The 17521-nt window shown below is 69.9% G+C and carries 22 protein-coding genes; 9 read left to right on the top strand and 13 right to left on the bottom strand.

Translation table 11 applies throughout. From position 1 onward, the window contains the following. Positions 1–34: 34 nt before the first annotated feature. Positions 35–628 (bottom strand): DUF3043 domain-containing protein, encoded by a 594-nt coding sequence (locus tag G531_RS21190; RefSeq protein ID WP_051215204.1) that lies wholly within the window; start codon positions 626–628, stop codon positions 35–37. Between the two features lie 218 nt (positions 629–846). On the opposite strand from G531_RS21190, the gene G531_RS0107475 reads away from it, so the two are divergent. Both G531_RS0107475 and pspAA read left to right on the top strand, forming a co-directional pair. Continuing rightward, entirely contained in the window at positions 847–1680 is an 834-nt protein-coding gene (locus tag G531_RS0107475) for a PspA/IM30 family protein (protein WP_026926764.1), read from the top strand. After that, positions 1677–1979, top strand: coding sequence for a PspA-associated protein PspAA (pspAA, locus tag G531_RS0107470; RefSeq protein WP_026926763.1), 303 nt, complete (start codon positions 1677–1679; stop codon positions 1977–1979). Before G531_RS0107475 ends, pspAA begins: the two co-directional genes overlap by 4 nt. A gap of 169 nt (positions 1980–2148) precedes the next feature. Here the strand turns inward: pspAA and G531_RS0107465 are convergent, their stop codons facing one another. Then, positions 2149–2673, bottom strand: a complete 525-nt coding sequence (locus G531_RS0107465; RefSeq protein WP_145978757.1) for a hypothetical protein — start codon at positions 2671–2673, stop codon at positions 2149–2151. 182 nt (positions 2674–2855) lie between these two features. On the opposite strand from G531_RS0107465, the gene G531_RS0107460 reads away from it, so the two are divergent. Beyond that, entirely contained in the window at positions 2856–3914 is a 1059-nt protein-coding gene (locus G531_RS0107460) for a glycerate kinase (protein ID WP_026926761.1), read from the top strand. 202 nt (positions 3915–4116) lie between these two features. Further along, positions 4117–4470, top strand: coding sequence for a HesB/IscA family protein (locus tag G531_RS0107455; RefSeq protein WP_026926760.1), 354 nt, complete (start codon positions 4117–4119; stop codon positions 4468–4470). Between the two features lie 94 nt (positions 4471–4564). Here the strand turns inward: G531_RS0107455 and G531_RS0107450 are convergent, their stop codons facing one another. From G531_RS0107450 to G531_RS0107435, 4 genes are read right to left on the bottom strand one after another with little or no spacing between them, the layout of a single operon-like run. Continuing rightward, the gene (locus G531_RS0107450; protein WP_026926759.1) at positions 4565–5329 is read right to left on the bottom strand and encodes a crotonase/enoyl-CoA hydratase family protein; all 765 of its coding nucleotides are present in this window, start codon (positions 5327–5329) and stop codon (positions 4565–4567) included. 21 nt (positions 5330–5350) lie between these two features. Continuing rightward, on the bottom strand, positions 5351–6403 hold the full coding sequence (locus G531_RS0107445) for an acyl-CoA dehydrogenase family protein (RefSeq protein ID WP_051215203.1): 1053 nt from the start codon (positions 6401–6403) through the stop codon (positions 5351–5353). After that, complete coding sequence (locus G531_RS0107440) at positions 6400–7557, bottom strand: acyl-CoA dehydrogenase family protein (protein WP_081683919.1); 1158 nt, start codon at positions 7555–7557, stop codon at positions 6400–6402. The genes G531_RS0107445 and G531_RS0107440 overlap by 4 nt, the downstream gene beginning before the upstream one ends. Before the next feature lie 9 nt (positions 7558–7566). Beyond that, entirely contained in the window at positions 7567–8400 is an 834-nt protein-coding gene (locus G531_RS0107435; RefSeq protein ID WP_051215202.1) for a crotonase/enoyl-CoA hydratase family protein, read from the bottom strand. Positions 8401–8535: 135 nt separating this feature from the next. On the opposite strand from G531_RS0107435, the gene G531_RS0107430 reads away from it, so the two are divergent. Next, a complete protein-coding gene (locus G531_RS0107430; RefSeq protein WP_026926755.1) occupies positions 8536–9405 on the top strand; it encodes a LysR family transcriptional regulator in 870 nt (289 codons plus the stop codon). Here the strand turns inward: G531_RS0107430 and G531_RS21185 are convergent. Further along, on the bottom strand, positions 9399–10352 hold the full coding sequence (locus G531_RS21185; RefSeq protein WP_051215201.1) for a LysR family transcriptional regulator: 954 nt from the start codon (positions 10350–10352) through the stop codon (positions 9399–9401). The genes G531_RS0107430 and G531_RS21185 overlap by 7 nt on opposite strands. A gap of 96 nt (positions 10353–10448) precedes the next feature. Further along, complete coding sequence (locus G531_RS0107420) at positions 10449–10682, bottom strand: (4Fe-4S)-binding protein (RefSeq protein WP_026926754.1); 234 nt, start codon at positions 10680–10682, stop codon at positions 10449–10451. A 168-nt stretch (positions 10683–10850) separates the two neighbouring features. Here G531_RS0107420 and G531_RS21180 point away from each other — a divergent pair, with 168 nt between their 5' ends. The 3 genes from G531_RS21180 to G531_RS0107405 all read left to right on the top strand — a co-directional run bounded on the left by G531_RS21180 (position 10851) and on the right by G531_RS0107405 (position 12346). Continuing rightward, the gene (locus G531_RS21180; RefSeq protein WP_217996390.1) at positions 10851–11180 is read left to right on the top strand and encodes a MerR family transcriptional regulator; all 330 of its coding nucleotides are present in this window, start codon (positions 10851–10853) and stop codon (positions 11178–11180) included. 152 nt (positions 11181–11332) lie between these two features. Then, positions 11333–11746 (top strand): carboxymuconolactone decarboxylase family protein, encoded by a 414-nt coding sequence (locus G531_RS0107410; RefSeq protein WP_211221793.1) that lies wholly within the window; start codon positions 11333–11335, stop codon positions 11744–11746. A 15-nt stretch (positions 11747–11761) separates the two neighbouring features. Further along, positions 11762–12346: a DUF488 domain-containing protein gene (locus tag G531_RS0107405; protein ID WP_211221792.1), complete on the top strand. Its 585-nt coding sequence runs from the start codon at positions 11762–11764 to the stop codon at positions 12344–12346. Positions 12347–12361: 15 nt separating this feature from the next. Here the strand turns inward: G531_RS0107405 and G531_RS0107400 are convergent, their stop codons facing one another. The 4 genes from G531_RS0107400 to G531_RS0107385 all read right to left on the bottom strand — a co-directional run bounded on the left by G531_RS0107400 (position 12362) and on the right by G531_RS0107385 (position 15815). Beyond that, on the bottom strand, positions 12362–12724 hold the full coding sequence (locus G531_RS0107400) for a DUF1636 family protein (RefSeq protein WP_026926751.1): 363 nt from the start codon (positions 12722–12724) through the stop codon (positions 12362–12364). A 50-nt stretch (positions 12725–12774) separates the two neighbouring features. Continuing rightward, on the bottom strand, positions 12775–14046 hold the full coding sequence (locus G531_RS0107395) for a metal-dependent hydrolase family protein (protein WP_060930025.1): 1272 nt from the start codon (positions 14044–14046) through the stop codon (positions 12775–12777). Positions 14047–14130: 84 nt separating this feature from the next. Then, on the bottom strand, positions 14131–14892 hold the full coding sequence (locus G531_RS0107390) for an alpha/beta fold hydrolase (RefSeq protein WP_026926749.1): 762 nt from the start codon (positions 14890–14892) through the stop codon (positions 14131–14133). Positions 14893–14930: 38 nt separating this feature from the next. After that, complete coding sequence (locus G531_RS0107385; protein ID WP_026926748.1) at positions 14931–15815, bottom strand: fumarylacetoacetate hydrolase family protein; 885 nt, start codon at positions 15813–15815, stop codon at positions 14931–14933. Between the two features lie 126 nt (positions 15816–15941). On the opposite strand from G531_RS0107385, the gene G531_RS0107380 reads away from it, so the two are divergent. After that, positions 15942–16604 (top strand): FadR/GntR family transcriptional regulator, encoded by a 663-nt coding sequence (locus G531_RS0107380; RefSeq protein ID WP_035758170.1) that lies wholly within the window; start codon positions 15942–15944, stop codon positions 16602–16604. 43 nt (positions 16605–16647) lie between these two features. Here G531_RS0107380 and G531_RS0107375 read toward each other — a convergent pair whose 3' ends face one another. Beyond that, the gene (locus G531_RS0107375) at positions 16648–17496 is read right to left on the bottom strand and encodes an alpha/beta fold hydrolase (protein ID WP_026926746.1); all 849 of its coding nucleotides are present in this window, start codon (positions 17494–17496) and stop codon (positions 16648–16650) included. Positions 17497–17521: the final 25 nt, after the last annotated feature.

Below are 17521 nucleotides of genomic sequence, written 5' to 3'. Positions count from 1 at the left end.
GGCGACCGGCCGAGGGAATCAGTAGTTCTCGGAATCAGTAGTCGTCGCCGACGTTGACCGTCGGTTTCGGCGTCCGGAACCGACGGATCTGGATCTGGCGCATGGCGCCGTACATCAACAGCCCCTTGCCCTTGGTCGTGGTGCCGGGCATCCGCTCGGCCAGCACCCGCTTGAAGCGCCGCCACATGAACAGGACCTCGATCACGACGACGGCGATGAAGGCGTACATGGTGATCGTCCCGGCCAGCGCCGCCTGGGTCCAGAACGTGTTGAGGAAGCTCAGCGCCAGGATCAGCACCAGGGCCGGCAGCATGAACTCACCCAGGCTGCGTCGGGAGTCGATCATGTTGCGCAGCAGGACCTTCTCCGGCGTGCTGTCGCGCTCGGCCATCGCCTGCATCCGGCTGTCCCGCTCGCGCTCGCGCGCGCGCCGGTTGGCCTCTTTCTTGTCCATGCTGGGGCGGACGCGGGCCTTGCGGGCGGCTTCGGCCTCCTTGCGGGTCGGTGTCGCCCGGCCCTTCTTCGGGGTCTGCCCCTTCGGGGTGACGTCCGGATCCTCGGCCGGCTCGGGGTCGCTGACCGCCGGCTCCGTGGAGGATTTCCGGTCGTACGGTCGAAAGATTCCCATTGCTGCCCTTCACCTTCGCTGTGACACACAATTCTCTCAGTCCGGCAGCGAATCACAAAAAGTCCCGGCCGGTACGCCTGATCGCACCGCGGAACGACCGGTTTCGTGGTCGCCCTCTTCCCGCAGGTTGGCCCCGACGACATAGGCTAGGACCCGACCCAGCATCGCGTCGCCCACTACACGCGCTGCCTATCGACCGGAAGGACCGAGCCGAACCCATGAGCGGCTTCTTCAAGCGCATGTCGACTGTTTTCCGTGCCAAGGCTGACAAGGCCCTGGACAAAGTCGAGGACCCGCGCGAAACCCTGGATTACAGCTACCAGAAGCAGCTTGAGCTGCTGAACAAGGTTCGTCGCGGTGTCGCCGACGTCGCGCAGAGCCGCAAACGGGTCGAACTGCAGGCCAATCAGTTGAACACCCAGATCGACAAGCTGGATTCGCAGGCGCAGAAGGCCCTTCAGGTCGGCCGCGAGGATCTTGCCCGCGAGGCGCTGACCCGCAAGTCCGGGCTGCAGCAGCAACTCGGCGACCTGCAGACCCAGCATCAGCAGCTGCAGGGCGAGGAGGACAAGCTCGTGCAGGCGATGCAGCGCCTGCAGGCCAAGGTGGACGCCTTCCGGACCAAGAAGGAAACCATCAAGGCGACCTACTCCGCGGCCGAGGCACAGACCCGGATCAGCGAAGCCTTCACCGGGATCGGCGAAGAAATGGGCGACGTCGGCATGGCGATCCAGCGGGCGGAGGACAAGACCGCGGCGATGCAGGCCCGGGCCGGTGCCCTGGATGAGCTGATGGCCTCCGGTGCCCTCGACGACGTCACCGGGTCGACCAAGGACGACATCACCCGCGAACTGGAGGCGCTGTCCTCCTCCTCCGACGTGGAGGCCCAGTTGGCGGCGATGAAGGCCCAGATCGGGGGAGCGCCGGCCAACCAGCAGGCGCTGCCGGGCGGACACCCCGCCCAGAGCCAGGCACCGCAGCAGTCCCAGCCGAACCAGTTCCAGCACTACAACCCGCAGCAGCCGTCGAATCACCAGGAGGGTCTGCAGTGATCGTCCGCATCGTGGGGGAGGGCCAGTTCCGGATCGAGGAGTCCCACCTCGACGAACTGAATCCGTTCGATGATCGCGTCGAGGCGGCCGTGGCCGCCGACGACCAGCGAGGACTGACCGAGGCACTGGTCGGGCTGATCGACAAGGTCAAGGAGGTCGGTACGCCGGTGGGCGATGCGGAACTGGTCGATTCCGACCTGTTCGTCCCCGATGAGACCGCCACCGTTGCGGAAGTGTGGGCCTGGCTGGCCGAATCCGGCGCCGACGACGGGCTGCTGCCCGGCCGCGCCGAGAGCTAGTCACCCGCCGGCCGGTCACCCGCCACCTGGGTCCCGGTCAGCACGTCAGCGCTGAGCAAGCAGGGCCGTCCCGTTCGATCGGGGCGGCCCTGGTGCGTTGCACCGCGGGTCGGGTGCGTTGCGCCGCGGGCAACCTGTGGCGCGGGTCGGGTGCGTGTTGCGCCGCGGGTCAGTTGGCGTACACGCCCTGCTCGACCCAGAAGCCGATGCCGACCACGAAGGCGATTCCGACCACCACCGCGGCGGCGGTCCACCACCCCTCGGACTCCTTGGCCTTGGCGACCATGATCACGCCCAGGGCCGCCATCGCGGCACACACCAGCAGCACCGGAATCTCCCGCCAGGTATCGACCGGTCGACAGGCGACGTCGCAGACCACCAGCAGCGAGGCGATCCAGATTCCGATGGCCGCGACGATCCCGAGCAGCCCGAAGACGACCGCCATGATGGTCAGCGGTACCGTCGAGGGTTCCCAGTTGTCGAAGACGGGGATCAGCACCACCATCACCACCGAGGCAAGACAGGCCCCGACCGCGGCCCAGGCGACCGCGATCTCGGCGGGCACCATCGCTTCCGGACTCTCCAGCATGGCCACCAGCCAGACGACCGAGAAGGCCAGCGAGGTCAGCCCGATCGCGGCACCGAGAGCCGACAGCACCATCGTGGTCCGGTCCATCCGCCTGATCCGAGCCATCACGTTCCTCTCCTGGATTGCGCCCGGGACCCGCGCCCGGGGCAGCCCGGCCAGCTTAGTCGGGGCCGCCTGTCCGTCCCCTGTGTCCGATGCCGATGCCGCGGGCGGTGCCAGAGGGTGCGGTGCTACCGGCCTGCGGTCGGGCCGCGCCGAGGGCGGGGAACTGGTGGAAGAATAGGAAAATGCGAATCCTCATCGCGACCGACGCGATCGGGCCCTATGCCTCGGCCGAGGCGGGGACGGCGATTGCCCGGGGCTGGCGGACCACCGCCCCGGACGCCGACCTCGCCGTGCTGCCGATCGGCGAGGCCGGTGCCGGGCTGTGCGACGCGTACGCGGCCCTGCACGGCACCCAGGCCGAGTTGACCACCGACGAGACGGGCAGCCTGATCCGGGTGCTGCCGACCGACGACGGGGTTCTGCTCTCCGTGGCCGCCGCCAACCCGCCCGAACTGGACCTGGGGCTGCCGCTACAGGCCACCTCGGCACCAGTCGGGGCCGCGCTGGCCGAGGTACTTGCCACCCGGCCGCAGCGGGTCCTGGTGGATCTGGGCGAACTGCACTGCCACGACGCCGGCGCCGGCATCCTCGGCGCCCTCGGCGCACGCTCGGACCGGCCGCTGGACGAGGGGGCGGAGGCCCTGGCCGGGATGACCTGGCTCGACCTGGCGCCGGTACGGGAACTGGTCGGGACGACCGAACTGATCGCGGTGGTCCGCTCGGAGTTGGCCGGGCAGCACCTGCTGGGCCTGCGGGGGATCACCTCGCTGCGCGGCCGGGCCGGCGACATGGACCCGCAGCGGATGATCGCGATCGATGAAACCCTGGAGCGGTTCGCGAACCTCTGCGCGCCGGAGGCCGCCCTGCTGCCCGGGGCCGGCGCCGACGGGGCGTACGCCCTGGCTGCCCTGGGCGGTCGGATCTGCACCGGCCCGCAGCTGTGTGCCGACGCCGCCGACCTCTCCCGGACCCTGCCGCTGGCCGATCTGGTGGTCACCGGGGCCACCGGTTTCGACTTCGGGAGTGCCGGCGGGCCGGTGGTCCGCTACCTCGCCGATCGGGCCGAACAGGCCACCCGGCCGGTGATCGCGCTGGCCGCCCAGGTGTGGATCAGCGCCCGGGAGATGCGTCAGTTCGGGATCGAATCGGCGTACGCGATGGAGCGGGAACCCGACGCCGTGACCGATGCCGACCTCACTGAGTTCGCTGCCCGGGTCGCGCGCAGCTGGCGCTTCCCCTGAGCCGATGACCGACCGGGACGAACCGAATGCCACCTCGGGACACCCTCGACATCTTGGCGCAAGGATTTACACTGGCAGGGAATAACGGCGCCAACACCGGTGCTGGAACTTGATGGAGGACCGGGTTTCCGCCCGGAGGTATCGGCGCCCATCCCGGGCCGCCGGCACACGCGACACTAGCGTCACAAAGGGAGACACAGATATGACGACTGAGGTAACCGCAGCCACCGACGGCATCGTCCTGACCGAGGGCGCCGCCAGCAAGGTCAAGTCGCTGCTCGAGCGGGAAGGCCGGGATGACCTCGTGCTGCGCGTGGCCGTGCAGCCCGGCGGCTGCTCCGGTCTGCGTTACGAACTGTGGTTCGACGCCCGCCCGCAGGGCGAGGGCGACATCGCCAAGGAGTACGACGGCGTCTCGGTCATCACCGACCGGATGAGCGCTCCGTACCTCAACGGCGCCACCATCGACTTCGTCGACACCATCGAGCAGCAGGGCTTCACCATCGACAACCCGAACGCGGCGGGCTCCTGCGCCTGCGGCGATTCGTTCCACTGAGTCGCACCTGCACCCACCACGAACGAGGGGTACGCCGATCGGCGTACCCCTCGTTCTGTTCGTCCGGCCCGGCCTGACGGTCGGGCCGGCGGCCTCACCGACCCTGCCAGACCGGCTTCCGCTTCTCGGTGAACGCGGTCGCGCCCTCCTTCGCATCGGCCGAGGCGAACACCGGGTCGGCGATCTCCCCCTGCCGCTGCCAGCGCTCGGCCAAGGTCCAGTCCTGCTGCTCCCGCAGGATCTGCCGGGTCGCCGCCACCGCCATCGGACCGTTCTCGGCGATCTTCTGCGCCAGCTCCACCGCGGCCTCGAGCGCGCCGCCCTCCTCGGTCAACCGGTTGATCAGCCCGATCTCCGCAGCCTTCTCCGCGGTCACCGGATCGCCGGTCAGCAGCATCTCCAGCGCCAGCGCCTGCGGAATCCGCCGCGGCAACTGCAACAGTGCACCACCGCGCGCGACCAGACCCCGCTTCACCTCCGGTACGCCGAACTTCGCGGTCCGGGCGGCCACGATCAGGTCACAGGCCAGGGTCAGTTCCATCCCGCCGGCCAGCGCCCAGCCCTCGACCGCGGCGATCACCGGCTTGGTCGGCGGCCGTCGGGTGATCCCGCACATGCCGCGATCCCCGACATTCGGAGTCTCTCCGGCCAGGAACGCCTTCAGATCCATCCCGGCGGAGAAGATGCCGCCGGCGCCGGTGAGCACCCCGGCCCACAGCCCTTCGGTCGCTTCCAGTTCGTCGATGGCATCGCTGACGCCCTGACCCACGGCCGCGTTCAGCGCGTTCTTCTTCTCGGGCCGGTTGATGGTGATCACCATCACCCCGTCCCGCTTGTCGACCAGTACTTCGTCGCTCATTGCTCTCCTCTCGCGCCGACCTCAGCGGGTCAGCAGATCCCAGATTCCGCTGCCACCGGCGCCGATCGCGCAGGTGGTGAGGTGTTCGTCGAATTCGGCGGTCGTCCCGTACTCCGAGCGCCACATCAGCACCGGCTGGGTGAACTCGTGCAACTGGTGCTCCTTGGTGGTGCCGATCGCGCCGAGGGCCTGATGGGCATTGCGTACCACCACCGTCGCGGCGTGCCCGCAGCAGGAGCGGGCGGCGGCGATCGCGAAGTGCAGGTCGGCCGATTCCCAGTCCGAGTTCACCGCGGCCAGCAGCGCCGCATCGGTCGCCGAGCGGGCCAGGGCCGCCTCGGTGGCGATGTCGGTGACCAGGTTCTGGACCGCCTGGAACTTGGCCAGCGGCCGACCGAACTGGACCCGCTCGGTGACATGGGTGATCGTCACCTGCAGGATCTGCTCCAGGGCCCCGCAGATCTGCAGGGCGCGGGCGAGCGCGGCGCGCTGTTCGAACGCGGCGATCACCTCGGCGCCGACCGGCGTCCCGGTGATCGCGGCGGGGTCCACGTTGATCCGGGCGGTCGGCCGGTTGCCCAGCGACGCCGTCGGGGCGATCGCCACCTCCGCGGTGGGCAGGTCGGCGACGGCGTACCCGTCACCGCTGGGCCACGCGAGGACGATCCGGTCGGTCTGCCCGGCCCAGGCGACATTGTCCGCGCGACCCTCGGCGTCCAGGACCGCGACGGTCCGGATGCCGTCGTCGGCCGGCAGCCCGGCCTGCGCCAGCAGCCACAGGGCGAGCAGGTCGTGCTCGACGACCGGGACCCGGGCCGCGGTCGCGGCGGTGGCCGAGACCAGCACCGCGGCCTCCAGCCAGCTTGCCTCCGAGCCGCCCTGGTCCTCCGCGGCGGTGAGCGCGGCCAGCCCGGTCTCGGTCAGGGTGGCCCACAGCCCGCGGTCCAGGTCGGTCGGTGCGCCGGTCGGATCGGCCGGGCCGGCGCTCTCCCGGGCGTCGGTGAGGACGCTGTGGATCAGTTCGCTGATGTCAGCATCGGCGGCGGTGGTCAGGTTGATCGTGGTGTCGCTCATCGCAGGCCCAGTCCTCTCGCGATCACGCCGCGCAGCACCTCGACGGTGCCGCCGCGCAATGTGAACCCGGGCCGATGGGAGAGCGCCAGGTGCACCAGTTGGTCGAATTCGTCGTCCCGCCCCGGGATGGTGGCCAGGTGGGCGTCCTCGGCGATGTCGCCCTCGGTGAGGGTGCCCAGCACCTTCACCACCGAGGCGGCCACATCGGCCTGCTCATGGCGCTCCAGGGCACCGGCGACCGCCCGTGACATCTGGTGCAGCCCGAACAGCCGACCCGCGGTCGCGCCGAGGCGACTGTCCACACTCGCCCGTTCGGCCCGGGCCTGATCCAGCAGCCCGGCGTACACGGGGAAGGTCGACAGGTACCGCTCCGGCCCGGACCGCTCGTACGCCAGCTCCGAGGTCACCCCCGTCCAGCCCGAGCCGATCTCGCCGAGCACCCGGTTGTCGGGGATGAACACCTCGTTGAGATGCACCTCGTTGAAGTGGTGCTCACCGTTCATCGACACGATCGGGCGAATCTCCACCCCCTCGCTGTGCAGGTCGACGATGAACTGGCTCAGCCCCTGATGGCGGTGCTGCGGGTCCAGCGGCGCGGTCCGGGCGAGCGCGAAGAAAGCGTCGGCCTCATGGGCACCGCTGGTCCAGACCTTGGTGCCGGTGACCCGCCAACCCCCCTCCACCGGTACGCCGCGGGTGCGGACGCTGGCCAGATCCGAACCGGAATCCGGCTCGGACATCCCGATACCCCAGTACATGTCTCCGGCCGCGATCCGCGGCAGGAAGGCCTGCTTCTGCTCCTCGGTGCCGAAGCGCAGCAGGGACGGGGCGATCTGGCGATCGGCGATCCAATGGGCGGCGACCGGTGCGCCGACGGCGAGCAATTCCTCGGTGACCACGAAGCGCTCGAGGAAGGTCCGACCGTGGCCGCCGTACTCGGTGGGGATGGTCATCCCGAGCCACCCGCGGGCGGCGAGCTTGCGGGAGAAGTCCTCGTCCCAGCGGCTCAGCCAGGAATCGGGGGTGGGCCGGAACGCGCCGGCGGCGATCTCCTCGGTGAGGAAGTCGCGCACCTCGGCGCGCAGGGTGGCCATCTGCGGGGTGTCGGTGATCACCGACGGCGAGATCGTGGCCGCGGAAACAGTGGTGGGCATCGGCGGTCCTCAGTTCCCGGTGAAGTTCGGGTCGCGCTTCTCGACCAGGGCGGTGACGGCCTCGAGCTGGTCATCGGTGGTGTGCGCAATCGCCTGGAAGGCGGCCGACAGCTCCAGGACGCTGTCCAGGTCCATGCCCCGCTGGGCCTCCCGGTACAGCTTCTTGGCCAGGCGTACCGCATGCGACGGATTCACCGCGATCCGCTGGGCGATCTCGCGTGCGGTCGGCAGCAGTTCGTCGGGCTCCACGACCCGGGAGACCAGGCCCCAGTCCAGAGCGGTCTGCGCGTCGATCCGGTCGCCGGTGAACATCATCTCCGCGGCCCGGGCCGCACCCACCGCGCGCGGCAGGAAGAACGCGCCGCCGTCACCGGGAATGATCCCGACCTTGACGAAGCTCTCGGCGAAGAACGCCTTGGTGGAGGCCACCCGGATGTCACACATGGTGGCCAGGTCGCAGCCCGCGCCGATCGCGGCACCGTTGACCGCGGCGATCAGCGGGACGTCGCAGGTGTAGAGCGCCTTCGGGATGCGCTGGATGCCGTAGCGATAGCCGTCGCGGGAGGCCGGAACCGGGCCGCCGAACGGCGGGACCCGGTCGACCATCTGCTTCACGTTGCCACCGGCGGAGAAGGCCTTGCCGGCGCCGGTGAGGATGACCGCCTGAACCGAGGTGTCCCGGTTCACCCGATTCGCCGCGGCCTCGAGGGCGTCGACCACGTCGTCCCCGGAGATCGGATTGCGCTCGTCGGGCAGATTGATGGTCCAGGTCTCGATGCTGCCGTCGCGCTCGATCAGAACCGGAGCGTCGCTGCCGGTGTCGCCCGTTGCGGTGTCGCTCATTGGGGGCCTCCTTGCCAGTGAATGGATCGAGATCTATGATCCTGGATCCCCACCGGCGGCGGTATGGGCGCGGACAGACCCGTTGCGGATCCTGGACATAGGTGCGGCCTATAGTTCGGGCACTAGAGTGGCGCCATGGACCTGCGGCATTTGCGCTTCTTCGTGGCGGTCGTGGATGAGGGCGGGGTGTCCCGGGCGGCGGCGGTGCTGTTCATCGCGCAGCCGTCGCTGTCTCAGGTGATCCGCCAACTCGAGGACGAGGTCGGGGTGCAACTGTTCGACCGGACCCCGACCGGGATGCGACTGACCGAGGCCGGCCGACGCTTCGAGCCGGCGGCCCGGGCGGTCCTGGCCGACGCGGAGGCAGCGCGTACGCGGGCGCGCGAGGTACGCGAGGTCCGCGCCGGGCGGTTGACGATCTCGGCCACGCCGACCCTGGTGGTCGAACCGCTCACCGGCCTGGTGGCCCGGATGCGGGAGCTGTACCCCGAGGTCCGGGTCGATGTGTTCGACGGCGGGATCGCCCTGGAGGCGTGGGCGGCGGTGCGCGACGGACTGGTCGAACTGGCGGTGACCGACCTGCGCGATGTGCCCGATTCGCTGGTGGCGGTGCCGGTCACCGATCAGCGCCTGGTGCTGGGGCTGACCGCCGAGTTGGCCGCCGGGCTGCCCGATCCGCTGCCGCTGGCGCGGCTGCCCGAGGTCCCGCTGATCGTCGAACCCGGCGGCGAGGTCGACCGGGGCGTGTACGGATCGGGGCTGAACGTCGTGGTGCGCTCCGCGGTACGCGCGACCACCTGGGATCTGGTCACCGCCGGGGTCGGCGCGGCCCTGTTGCCGGACACGTTCCTGGCCAACCATCTGCCCCAGGCGCAGCAGTTGGGGCTGGATCCGCCGGTGCAGCGGACCGTCGGGCTGGTGCTGCGCCGGGGGCCGCAGTCACCGGCGGCGGCGGCCTTCATCGCCCTGGCCCGACGCCGGCGCCGCGACCCGGGCGATCACTGAGGGGTGGGTGCCGCGTCCGGGTCACGGGTCAGATCCCGGCCCCGGATGAGTTCGATCACCGCCCGGCCGGCGCGGGAGAGTCCCTCCTCGGCGTACACCATGCTGAGCGCCAGCCGCAGCGGCGGATCGATCCGCCGGGCGACCGCGCCGCGGGTCGCGGCCTGCTCGGCCACCCGGCGCTCCAGAAAGCTGATTCCCACCCCCGCCAGCACGTACGCCTGCCGCGCCTCGCGTTGCTGGACCACCGCGGCGACGGGGAGGTGGATCCCGGCTTCCTTGAGCCGGCCCTCGATATGGCGATTGGGGGAGTTGCGGACCAGGGCCGGCGGCTGCGGCACCACGATCTGCGGCAGCTCGGGAACCGCCGAGATCGGCAGGGGATCGGGCAGGTCGGCGGCGTGACCGTCGAGGGCGCCGGGGGGCAGGGTGAGCCAGTATTCCTGGACGCCGACCGCCGCCACCTGGACCTCGCGCAGTCGGGCCAATTCGTCGGCGTCGGCCTCGGAGAGCACCAGCAGATCATGGGTCAGCGGCAGCATCCCGGCGAGATCGGCCGGGGCCGCGGACAGTTCGATCAGGTCCACCCGGACCAGGGGCAACACCGTCCGGATCCGTTGGATGGCATCGGCCATCGCGCCGTCGATCAGGCCGGGCGCGACGGCGATGCTGACCACCCCGCGCAACTGGGCCAACTCGGTGGTCACCGCCGCGGCCGCCTCCGCGGCGCCCCGGATCATCCGGCGGGCCGGGCTCATCAGCAGGTGTCCGGCGGAGGTGAGCACCATCCCGCGACCGATCCGGTGGAACAGCCGGACGCCCAACTCGGTCTCCAGCGACTTCAGCGCCTGGGAGATGGTCGGCTGGGCCACCCCCATCGCGGCGGCCGAGGCGTTGATCGAGCCGCGCTCGGCGACCGCCAGGAAGTACTCCAGCTTCTGCAGGTCCACTGGGCCTCCTCGCGCCGTCGGATGGGGACACCACCCTACGCCGCCCCCGCACCCGGCCGACGCAGCGCCCGGGGGGAGCAGCAGTCGGCGCCACAGTCAGTGGTCGGCGGGGTGCTCCGAGATCTGCAGGGCCCCGGACGGGCACCGCGCAACGACCTCCCGCAGCTGTTCGGCGAGGTCGGGGGTGTCGGCGGCGGTCGGGTCGATCCATGGCCGGCGGCCGGTGTCGAAGACCGCCGGCATCCCTCGCACACACTCGGTGGAGTGGATGCACAACGCACGCTCGTCGGTGACGTCGACCAGGGGTCCCCGATAGTGCTTCCGAGTCATGTCTGCTCCTCTTGCTGGACGCCTTTTGAATTTACGCCAGGCGACCCGGGCACGGACCCGGTGGCGGGGTCGGCCGATTGCGGGGAGGTGGCGTGAGATGTCCGGGGTCCGGGACCGGGGCGAGCGGCGCTTGCCTTTGAGCGCGCTCACACTTCTACGGTGGGGCGCATGGACAGCAACCAGGCCTTGCGGGACGCCCTTCGGTTGGCGGTGGACCCTCCCGGCGGTGTCAGTCTCGAGGCGTTGCACGAGTTGGCCCGACCCGATGAGGAGGCCGACTGGGACATTGCCACCACCGCCGAGCACCTCGGGGTCAGCCCGCACACCCTGCGGTATTACGAGCGGGTGGGCCTGGTCACGATCCCGCGCGACACCGGAGGGCGCCGGCGCTTCACCGCCGCGACCGTGCGGCGTCTGGTGTTTCTGACCCGGATGCGCGCCTCGGGCATGCCCATCAGCGATCTGCGCCGCTACGTCGCACTCGTCGACGCGGGGTAGGAGACGGTACCGGAACGGCTCGACCTGCTTCTGGAGCACCGCGACACCCTCCGGGCACAGATCTCCCAACTCCAGCTCGCACTCGCGGCGACCGAATACAAGATCGCTACCTACCAGGAAGGTCCCCAGCCATGACCAGGATGACTCCACCCATGCCAGCTCAGCACGACATCGCCTCCGCGGAAAACATCGCCCGTCGACGGCACGGCCAGAACGTCCTGTCGCAGATCGACGGGCACCAGGGCGAGGCCGTCGTCGACTCGCTGGCAGACATCAGTCCCGCGCTCGGCCACCATGTGGCGGCGTTCGCGTTCGGCGACATCTACGACCGACCCGGTCTCGACCCCAGGAGCCGGCAGCTGGTCACCCTCGGCGCTCTGACGGCTCTCGGCGGTTGCGAACCCCAGCTGCGCGTCCACATCGGGGCAGCATTGAACGTGGGCATCTCCCGGGACGAGATCGTGGAAGCTCTCCTGCATGCCGCGGTGTACGCCGGGTTCCCGAGAGCCCTGAATGCAACGTTCACCGCGCGAGACGTGTTCTCCGACCGCGACAGCGCGGACTGAAGCGGGGCGATGGGCGTGACCGTCCGTCCAGCCGAGCCGGAACCGAACGGTGCCCCTGCCGCCGCGACCTCCCGGGTGTTCACCATCGGGCACTCGGACCGCGCGTTCGCCGACGTGGTGCACCTGCTGCGCGTCAACCAGGTGACGGTGCTGGTCGACGTGCGGGCCTTTCCGTCCTCGCGGATCCACCCGCAGTGGAATCAGGCCGCGATCATCGACGCGCTGCCCGGTGACCTCACCTATCGCTGGATCCGGGCGCTGGGCGGTCGGCGTCACACGCCCGCGGGGACGCCCAGTCCGAACGGGGGCTGGCGGGTCAAGGGATTCCGCGATTACGCCGACTACATGGGCACCCCGGCGTTCGCGGCCGGCCTCGAGGAACTGCTCGGCCTGCTCCCGGGTGATGTGCCGGCGATCATGTGCAGCGAAGCGGTCCCGTGGCGCTGCCACCGGCGGCTGATCACCGACGCGCTCCTGATCCGGGGCGTGCCGGTTTTCGACATCGTGGGGGAGGGGCAGCCCCGCCCGGCCCGGCTCACCCCGTTCGCCCGGGTGGACGGTTCCACGCTCACCTATCCGGGACCGGACGACACCGCGTGAGGATGACCGGGCCGTTCACTTCTGGTCCGCTGGCGTGGCGGTGGCCGGCCGCACCAGCTTTGGGCGGACTGAGGTGATCCGGGACGTGAGGGATGCGGGAAGGGAGAGGTGCGCGAGTTCGCCTGTCTCCGTAGCGTCGTAGGCCTGGGCTGCCCGGACCAGGTCGGGGAGATCGGCGACCGTGAGGTGGCCGAAGCGGATCCGGGTTTTGCCCGGGGCGTCCAGGGAGACCACGCCGTCGGTGGGACAGCCGCCCAGGCAGGCGATGTAGCGGGGTGCCAGGTGGGCGGCCTCGACCTCATCGTGCAGGGACTGGGCGAAGTCTCCCTGGTGCAGCGCGTCGTAGCGTGGGCAGGTGGTGCAGATGTGCAGGGTCATAGCAGGCTCCCGGTGCTCCCGTCCGCGGTGGGCGGGAGCACCGGTGGGTTTCAGCCGATATGCAGGCCGCGGTAGTGGTGCTGGCCCGGGGCACGGTGGAACCGTCCGTCCTTCATGACGTGCGTGATCCGGGTGATGTCCTGGAGGATGGTGATGTCCTCGAGGGGATTCCCGTCCACGATGATCAGGTCGGCCAGGTACCCGGGTCGGACCTTGCCGAGTTCGTCGGGGCGCAGCATGATTTCCCCGCCCTGGGCGGTTGCGGCGAGGATCGCTTCCATCGGGGTGAAGTCGAGCAGTTCGACGAAGTGCTGCAGGTCGCGGGCGTAGGTGCCGTGCGGGGTCCAGGCGAAGCCGTAGTCCCCGCCCGGAAGGATCCGGATGCCGCGCCGGTGCATCTCCTTCAGACCTTCGATCGCGGTCTCGAGTTCGTGGCGGTAGCCAGCGGCCTCGGCGGCGGCCTGGGGGTAGCCGAAGGATTCGGCGTCGTAGAGGGTGCCGACCAGCCAGTTGATGCCGGGGGCGACGTAGACCCGGTCCTTGGCGGCCTCCAGCATGTCCATGCCTTCGGCGTCGGTGTAGGAGGCGTGGTAAATGATCTCCACGCCGTGGCGTACGCACATCTTCACCGATTCGGCGCTGCGGGCATGGGCGCAGACACGGATGCCGCGGCGGTGGGCCTCGTCGGCGGCGGCCTGGACCTCTTCCTCGGTGAAGTAGGTGTCGTCGGCGTGCAGGGTTCCGGTGATCTCCTCCCCGGACATCGACAGCTTGATCTGGTCGACCCCGAGGCCGACCAGTTCGCGGACGGCCAGGCGCATCCCCTCAGCGCCGTCGGCGAACTTGGTGATGCTGGGGATGAGCGCGCCGCCGGTCACGGCGATCTCGGGTCCGTTGGCGAGGTAGCGGGGGCCGGGGAAGCGGTGTTCCTCGATCGCGTTGCGGCAGACGACGTCGAGTCGGGGCTTGGCCGAGGCTGCGCCCACGCACATGGTGTAGCCGTAGTCGAGGTAGGTGTGGGCGGATTCCAGACAGAACAGCAGGTGTTCTTCGACGGGCATGGTGCCGAGGCCGTCCAGGTCGGCGGAGTTGTTCCACGAGAAGTGGGTGTGGGCGTCGCACAGGCCCGACATGACGGTCTTGCCGTCGGCGTCGACGATCTCGATGTCGTCGCCGGCTGCGGCTTCTTGGGGGACGGAGCCGACGGCGGTGATGCGGCCGTCCTCGATGAGGACGTCACCGGGATAGGGAACGGCTCCGGTGGAGTCGAGAATGTTGGCGCCGCGGATCAGGACGCGGCCACGAGGTGTGTAGGTGGGCACGGTTGGTCACTCTCTTCGTTGAGTAGTGGTGGGGTGTCGGGTGCCCCGCGCCGGTGCGGCGCACCCGACGGGTGGGTCGGAGGGTCAGAGGAAGTCGCGCAGCAGCCGGGAGACTTCGGCGGGGGCCTCGAGGGCGGTCCAGTGGCCGATCCCGTCGATGACGTGCACGGACGCGTTGCCGTGTGCCTGGGCCAGTTCTTCGCTGACAGCGGCGGGGCCGACCTTGTCCTCGGTCCCGGTGATGAGCAGCAACGGGGTTGCCGGGTTCACCGGGGCGGGGGCGCCGGCGGCGGCCAGTGCCTCGCAGTTTTGCGCGTAGCCTTCGGCGGGCTGGCGCATCACCAGTTCCCGGACCAGAGCAGCGGCCAGGGGGTTGTCCTGCCGGGTTCGTTCGGACAGGGCATTGGCGACCACGCCGGGGGCGACGACGCCGGTGCCCTGGGCGCGGAGGGTGGCCGCCCGGTCGCGTTGGGCCTGGCGGCCGGCGTCAGTCGGTTCGGCGACGGCCCCGAGCAGGACCACCTTGGTGATTCGATCGGGGTGAGTGGCGGCCAGTTCGCGGGCCACCAGGGTGCCCATCGAGTGTCCGATGACGGCGGCCCGGTCGACCTTGAGGTCGTCCAGGAGGGCGATCAGGTCGGCGACGTGGCTGGCGATGCTAACCGCTGCGGTGTCGGGGAGCGGGGAGCGCCCGGCGCCGGCCAGGTCGGGACGGATAACCGTGTGGAAGTCGGTGAGGGCGTCGGTCTGGATCTGGTAGAAGTTCGAGGTGCCGCCGAGGCCGTGGATCATCAGGACGGCGGGGCCGTCGCCCTGGATCTCGGTGGTCAGTGTGGTGGGTGCCATGGGGATCTCCTCTGCGCGTGGGCGTTCGGACGGTGGGTTCAGACGACGGTGTTGCGCTGGGTGCCGAGGCCGGTGATGGTCATCTCGATGACGTCACCGGGGTGCACGAACTTGGGCGGGTCGAAGCCGATGCCGACGCCGGCCGGGGTTCCGGTGGCGATGATGTCGCCGGGTTGGAGGGTGATTCCGGCGGAGAGCACGGCGATCAGTTCGGGGATGTCGAAGATGAGGTCGGCGACCTTGCCGTATTGACGGTCTTCGCCGTTGACCTTGCTGCGTACCTCCAGAGCTGTGACGTCGGGGATCTCGTCGGCGCTGACGGCGTAGGGGCCCATCGGGCAGAAGGTGTCCAGGGACTTCCCGATCAGCCACTGCTTGTGCTTCTTCTGCAGGTCGCGGGCGGTGAAGTCGTCGATCAGGACGTAGCCCCAGACGTGGTCGTAGGCGTTCTCGCGGGAGATGCCACGCCCGCCCTTACCGATGATGACACCGAGCTCGACCTCGTAGTCGAGTTCGTCGGTCACGCCCGGATGGGACTCGATGTCGTCGTAGGGGCCGGTGACCGCGGTGGTCGCCTTCGGGAACACGACCGGATCGGTGGGCAGATCTTCGGACTTGTCCGGTTGGTCGTAGCCACTGCGCCCGAACTCCTTGACGTGCTCGCTGTAGTTCTTGCCTACCGCGAAGATGTCGCGCGCCGGCACGGGGATCGGTGCATGGAGCTTCACCTCGTCCAGTGGAAGCGACGCCAGGTCGGCGAGACTCTGCGCCAACTGGGGGCCTCGGGTTTCCCAATCCCGGATCACGTCCAGGACGCCGGCCTCCCCGAGCACGGGGGAGGCGTCCCGGACGATCCCGGCCTGGCTATCCACGACCCCGACGCGGGCGGCGCCATCACGGGCGCTGAACGTCACCAACTTCATTGAACCATTCCTAACCAATAGGACCAATCCTGCGATATGGGTAACCTTAAGCAGCGAAGGGGCCGTTGTAAAGGCGAAATTGCCGGAATGATATTGGTCTGTATTGGTTTGTCGTATCCTCGGTGCATGCTGACAATCGAGAGTTCGCTGCGCTCGTTGCTCGACGAGGCCGTGGCAGCCGGCGAACTGGGGCCCGGCAGCAAGCTGCCGACCGAGCGCGAGCTCGTGGAACGCCTTCAGGCCTCCCGGGGCTCGATCCGGCGCGCCCTCGATGTGCTGGAGACCGAGGGGCTGATCACCCGGCACGTCGGACGCGGGACCTATCTGGCCGACCGGACGCCCCGCTTCGTGGCGCCGACACCCCCGGACACCAGCCCGGCCGAAATCATGCAGGCGCGGTTGGCGCTCGAGCCGCCGTTGGCCGCGATCGCCGCCCAGGCGGCGACGCAGGCCGACCTCGACCTGGTCACCAGTTGTCTGCAGGCCGGGGGTGCGGCAACCGACCACGGTGACTTCGAGGCCTGGGACGGCCGGCTGCACCACGCCATCGCGAAGGCGGGTCACAATGCCTTGTTGCTGAGCATGTTCGATGTCATGAACGCCGCCCGGGGACTTCCGGTGTGGGGGACCTCGAAGCGACGCAGTTCCACCCCGGAGCGGCGGCAGTGCTACCACGGGGAGCACACGGTCATCGTGGAGGCGCTGCACGACCGCGATCCGGCCGGAGCCTCCGACGCGATGCGCAGCCACCTCCGGACGGTGTCCGCGAACCTCCTGGATCATCACTGAGGAGTCGAGTCGCCCCTGAGAGTGCAGGCAGCGGGCGATCGGGTCAGGACAACGCCAGGTCGAGCACCCGGTCGGCGTGGGTCCACAGCAGCGCGCCACCCGCGCCCGGGACCACGATCCGTCGGCTTCCCAGGATCCGGGAGGCAAGGAGCACGCAGAGATCGGGGGAGTGGCCGGCATCCTCGGCGCCGTACAGGACGACGGTGGGGCACGCGATCCGCGCAAGGTCGAGGGGCCAGGGTGCCATCGCCGCCATCGTGTCGACCACGTAGCCGGCGCCGTTGTGGGCGAAACCCTGGTCGAGCGCTGTCGCCCAGCGCCGGGCGAAGGCCGGTTCGGTGTACACCGCCCGGTCCGCCGGGATCGAGCTGTCCAGGATCATCGTCCGCATGCCCTCGGCGGTGAAGGAGTGCAGGACGGCGCGCGCCCGACCCGGGTCCCCGGCGACGAGATCGGGGAGCGTCCGAGCCGCCTGGGGCAGCAGCGCGCGCACGTCGGGATGGGCGACCTCGTCGGCGGGCGAGACCAGGACCAGCGTGCTCGGCCAACCGTGAGCCGCGAGGGCGAGGCCGAACAGGGCCCCTTGCGAATTCGCCACGACCGGTACCGCGGCGTGGTCGCCGCCCAGGACACCGCTGAGAAAGGTTCGGTAGTCCGCTGCCGTGCTGGCGACGGTACGCGCCGGGTCCGGATCCGAGCCACCCATGCCCGGACGATCCATCGTGATCAGGCGGACACTGCGTGCGGCAAGGAGGTCGTCGCCGAAGGTCATGGCCCGGCCCGTCCCTGCGCCGGCGACGAACAGGACCGGACGTCCATCGGTGGGACCGCTGCTGGTACCCGCGAGCACGCGCCCGTCGGGGGCTCGCACGGTCAACGGAGCGGTCTGCACCCGGTCAACGTAACCCAGCCGGTGC

The organism is Granulicoccus phenolivorans DSM 17626 = NBRC 107789 = JCM 15570 (assembly GCF_000423085.1).
In the GTDB taxonomy this organism is placed as follows: domain Bacteria; phylum Actinomycetota; class Actinomycetes; order Propionibacteriales; family Propionibacteriaceae; genus Granulicoccus; species Granulicoccus phenolivorans.
The sequence above is the reverse complement of the archived record's forward strand: the minus strand, read 5'-3'. Positions and strand labels throughout refer to the sequence as shown.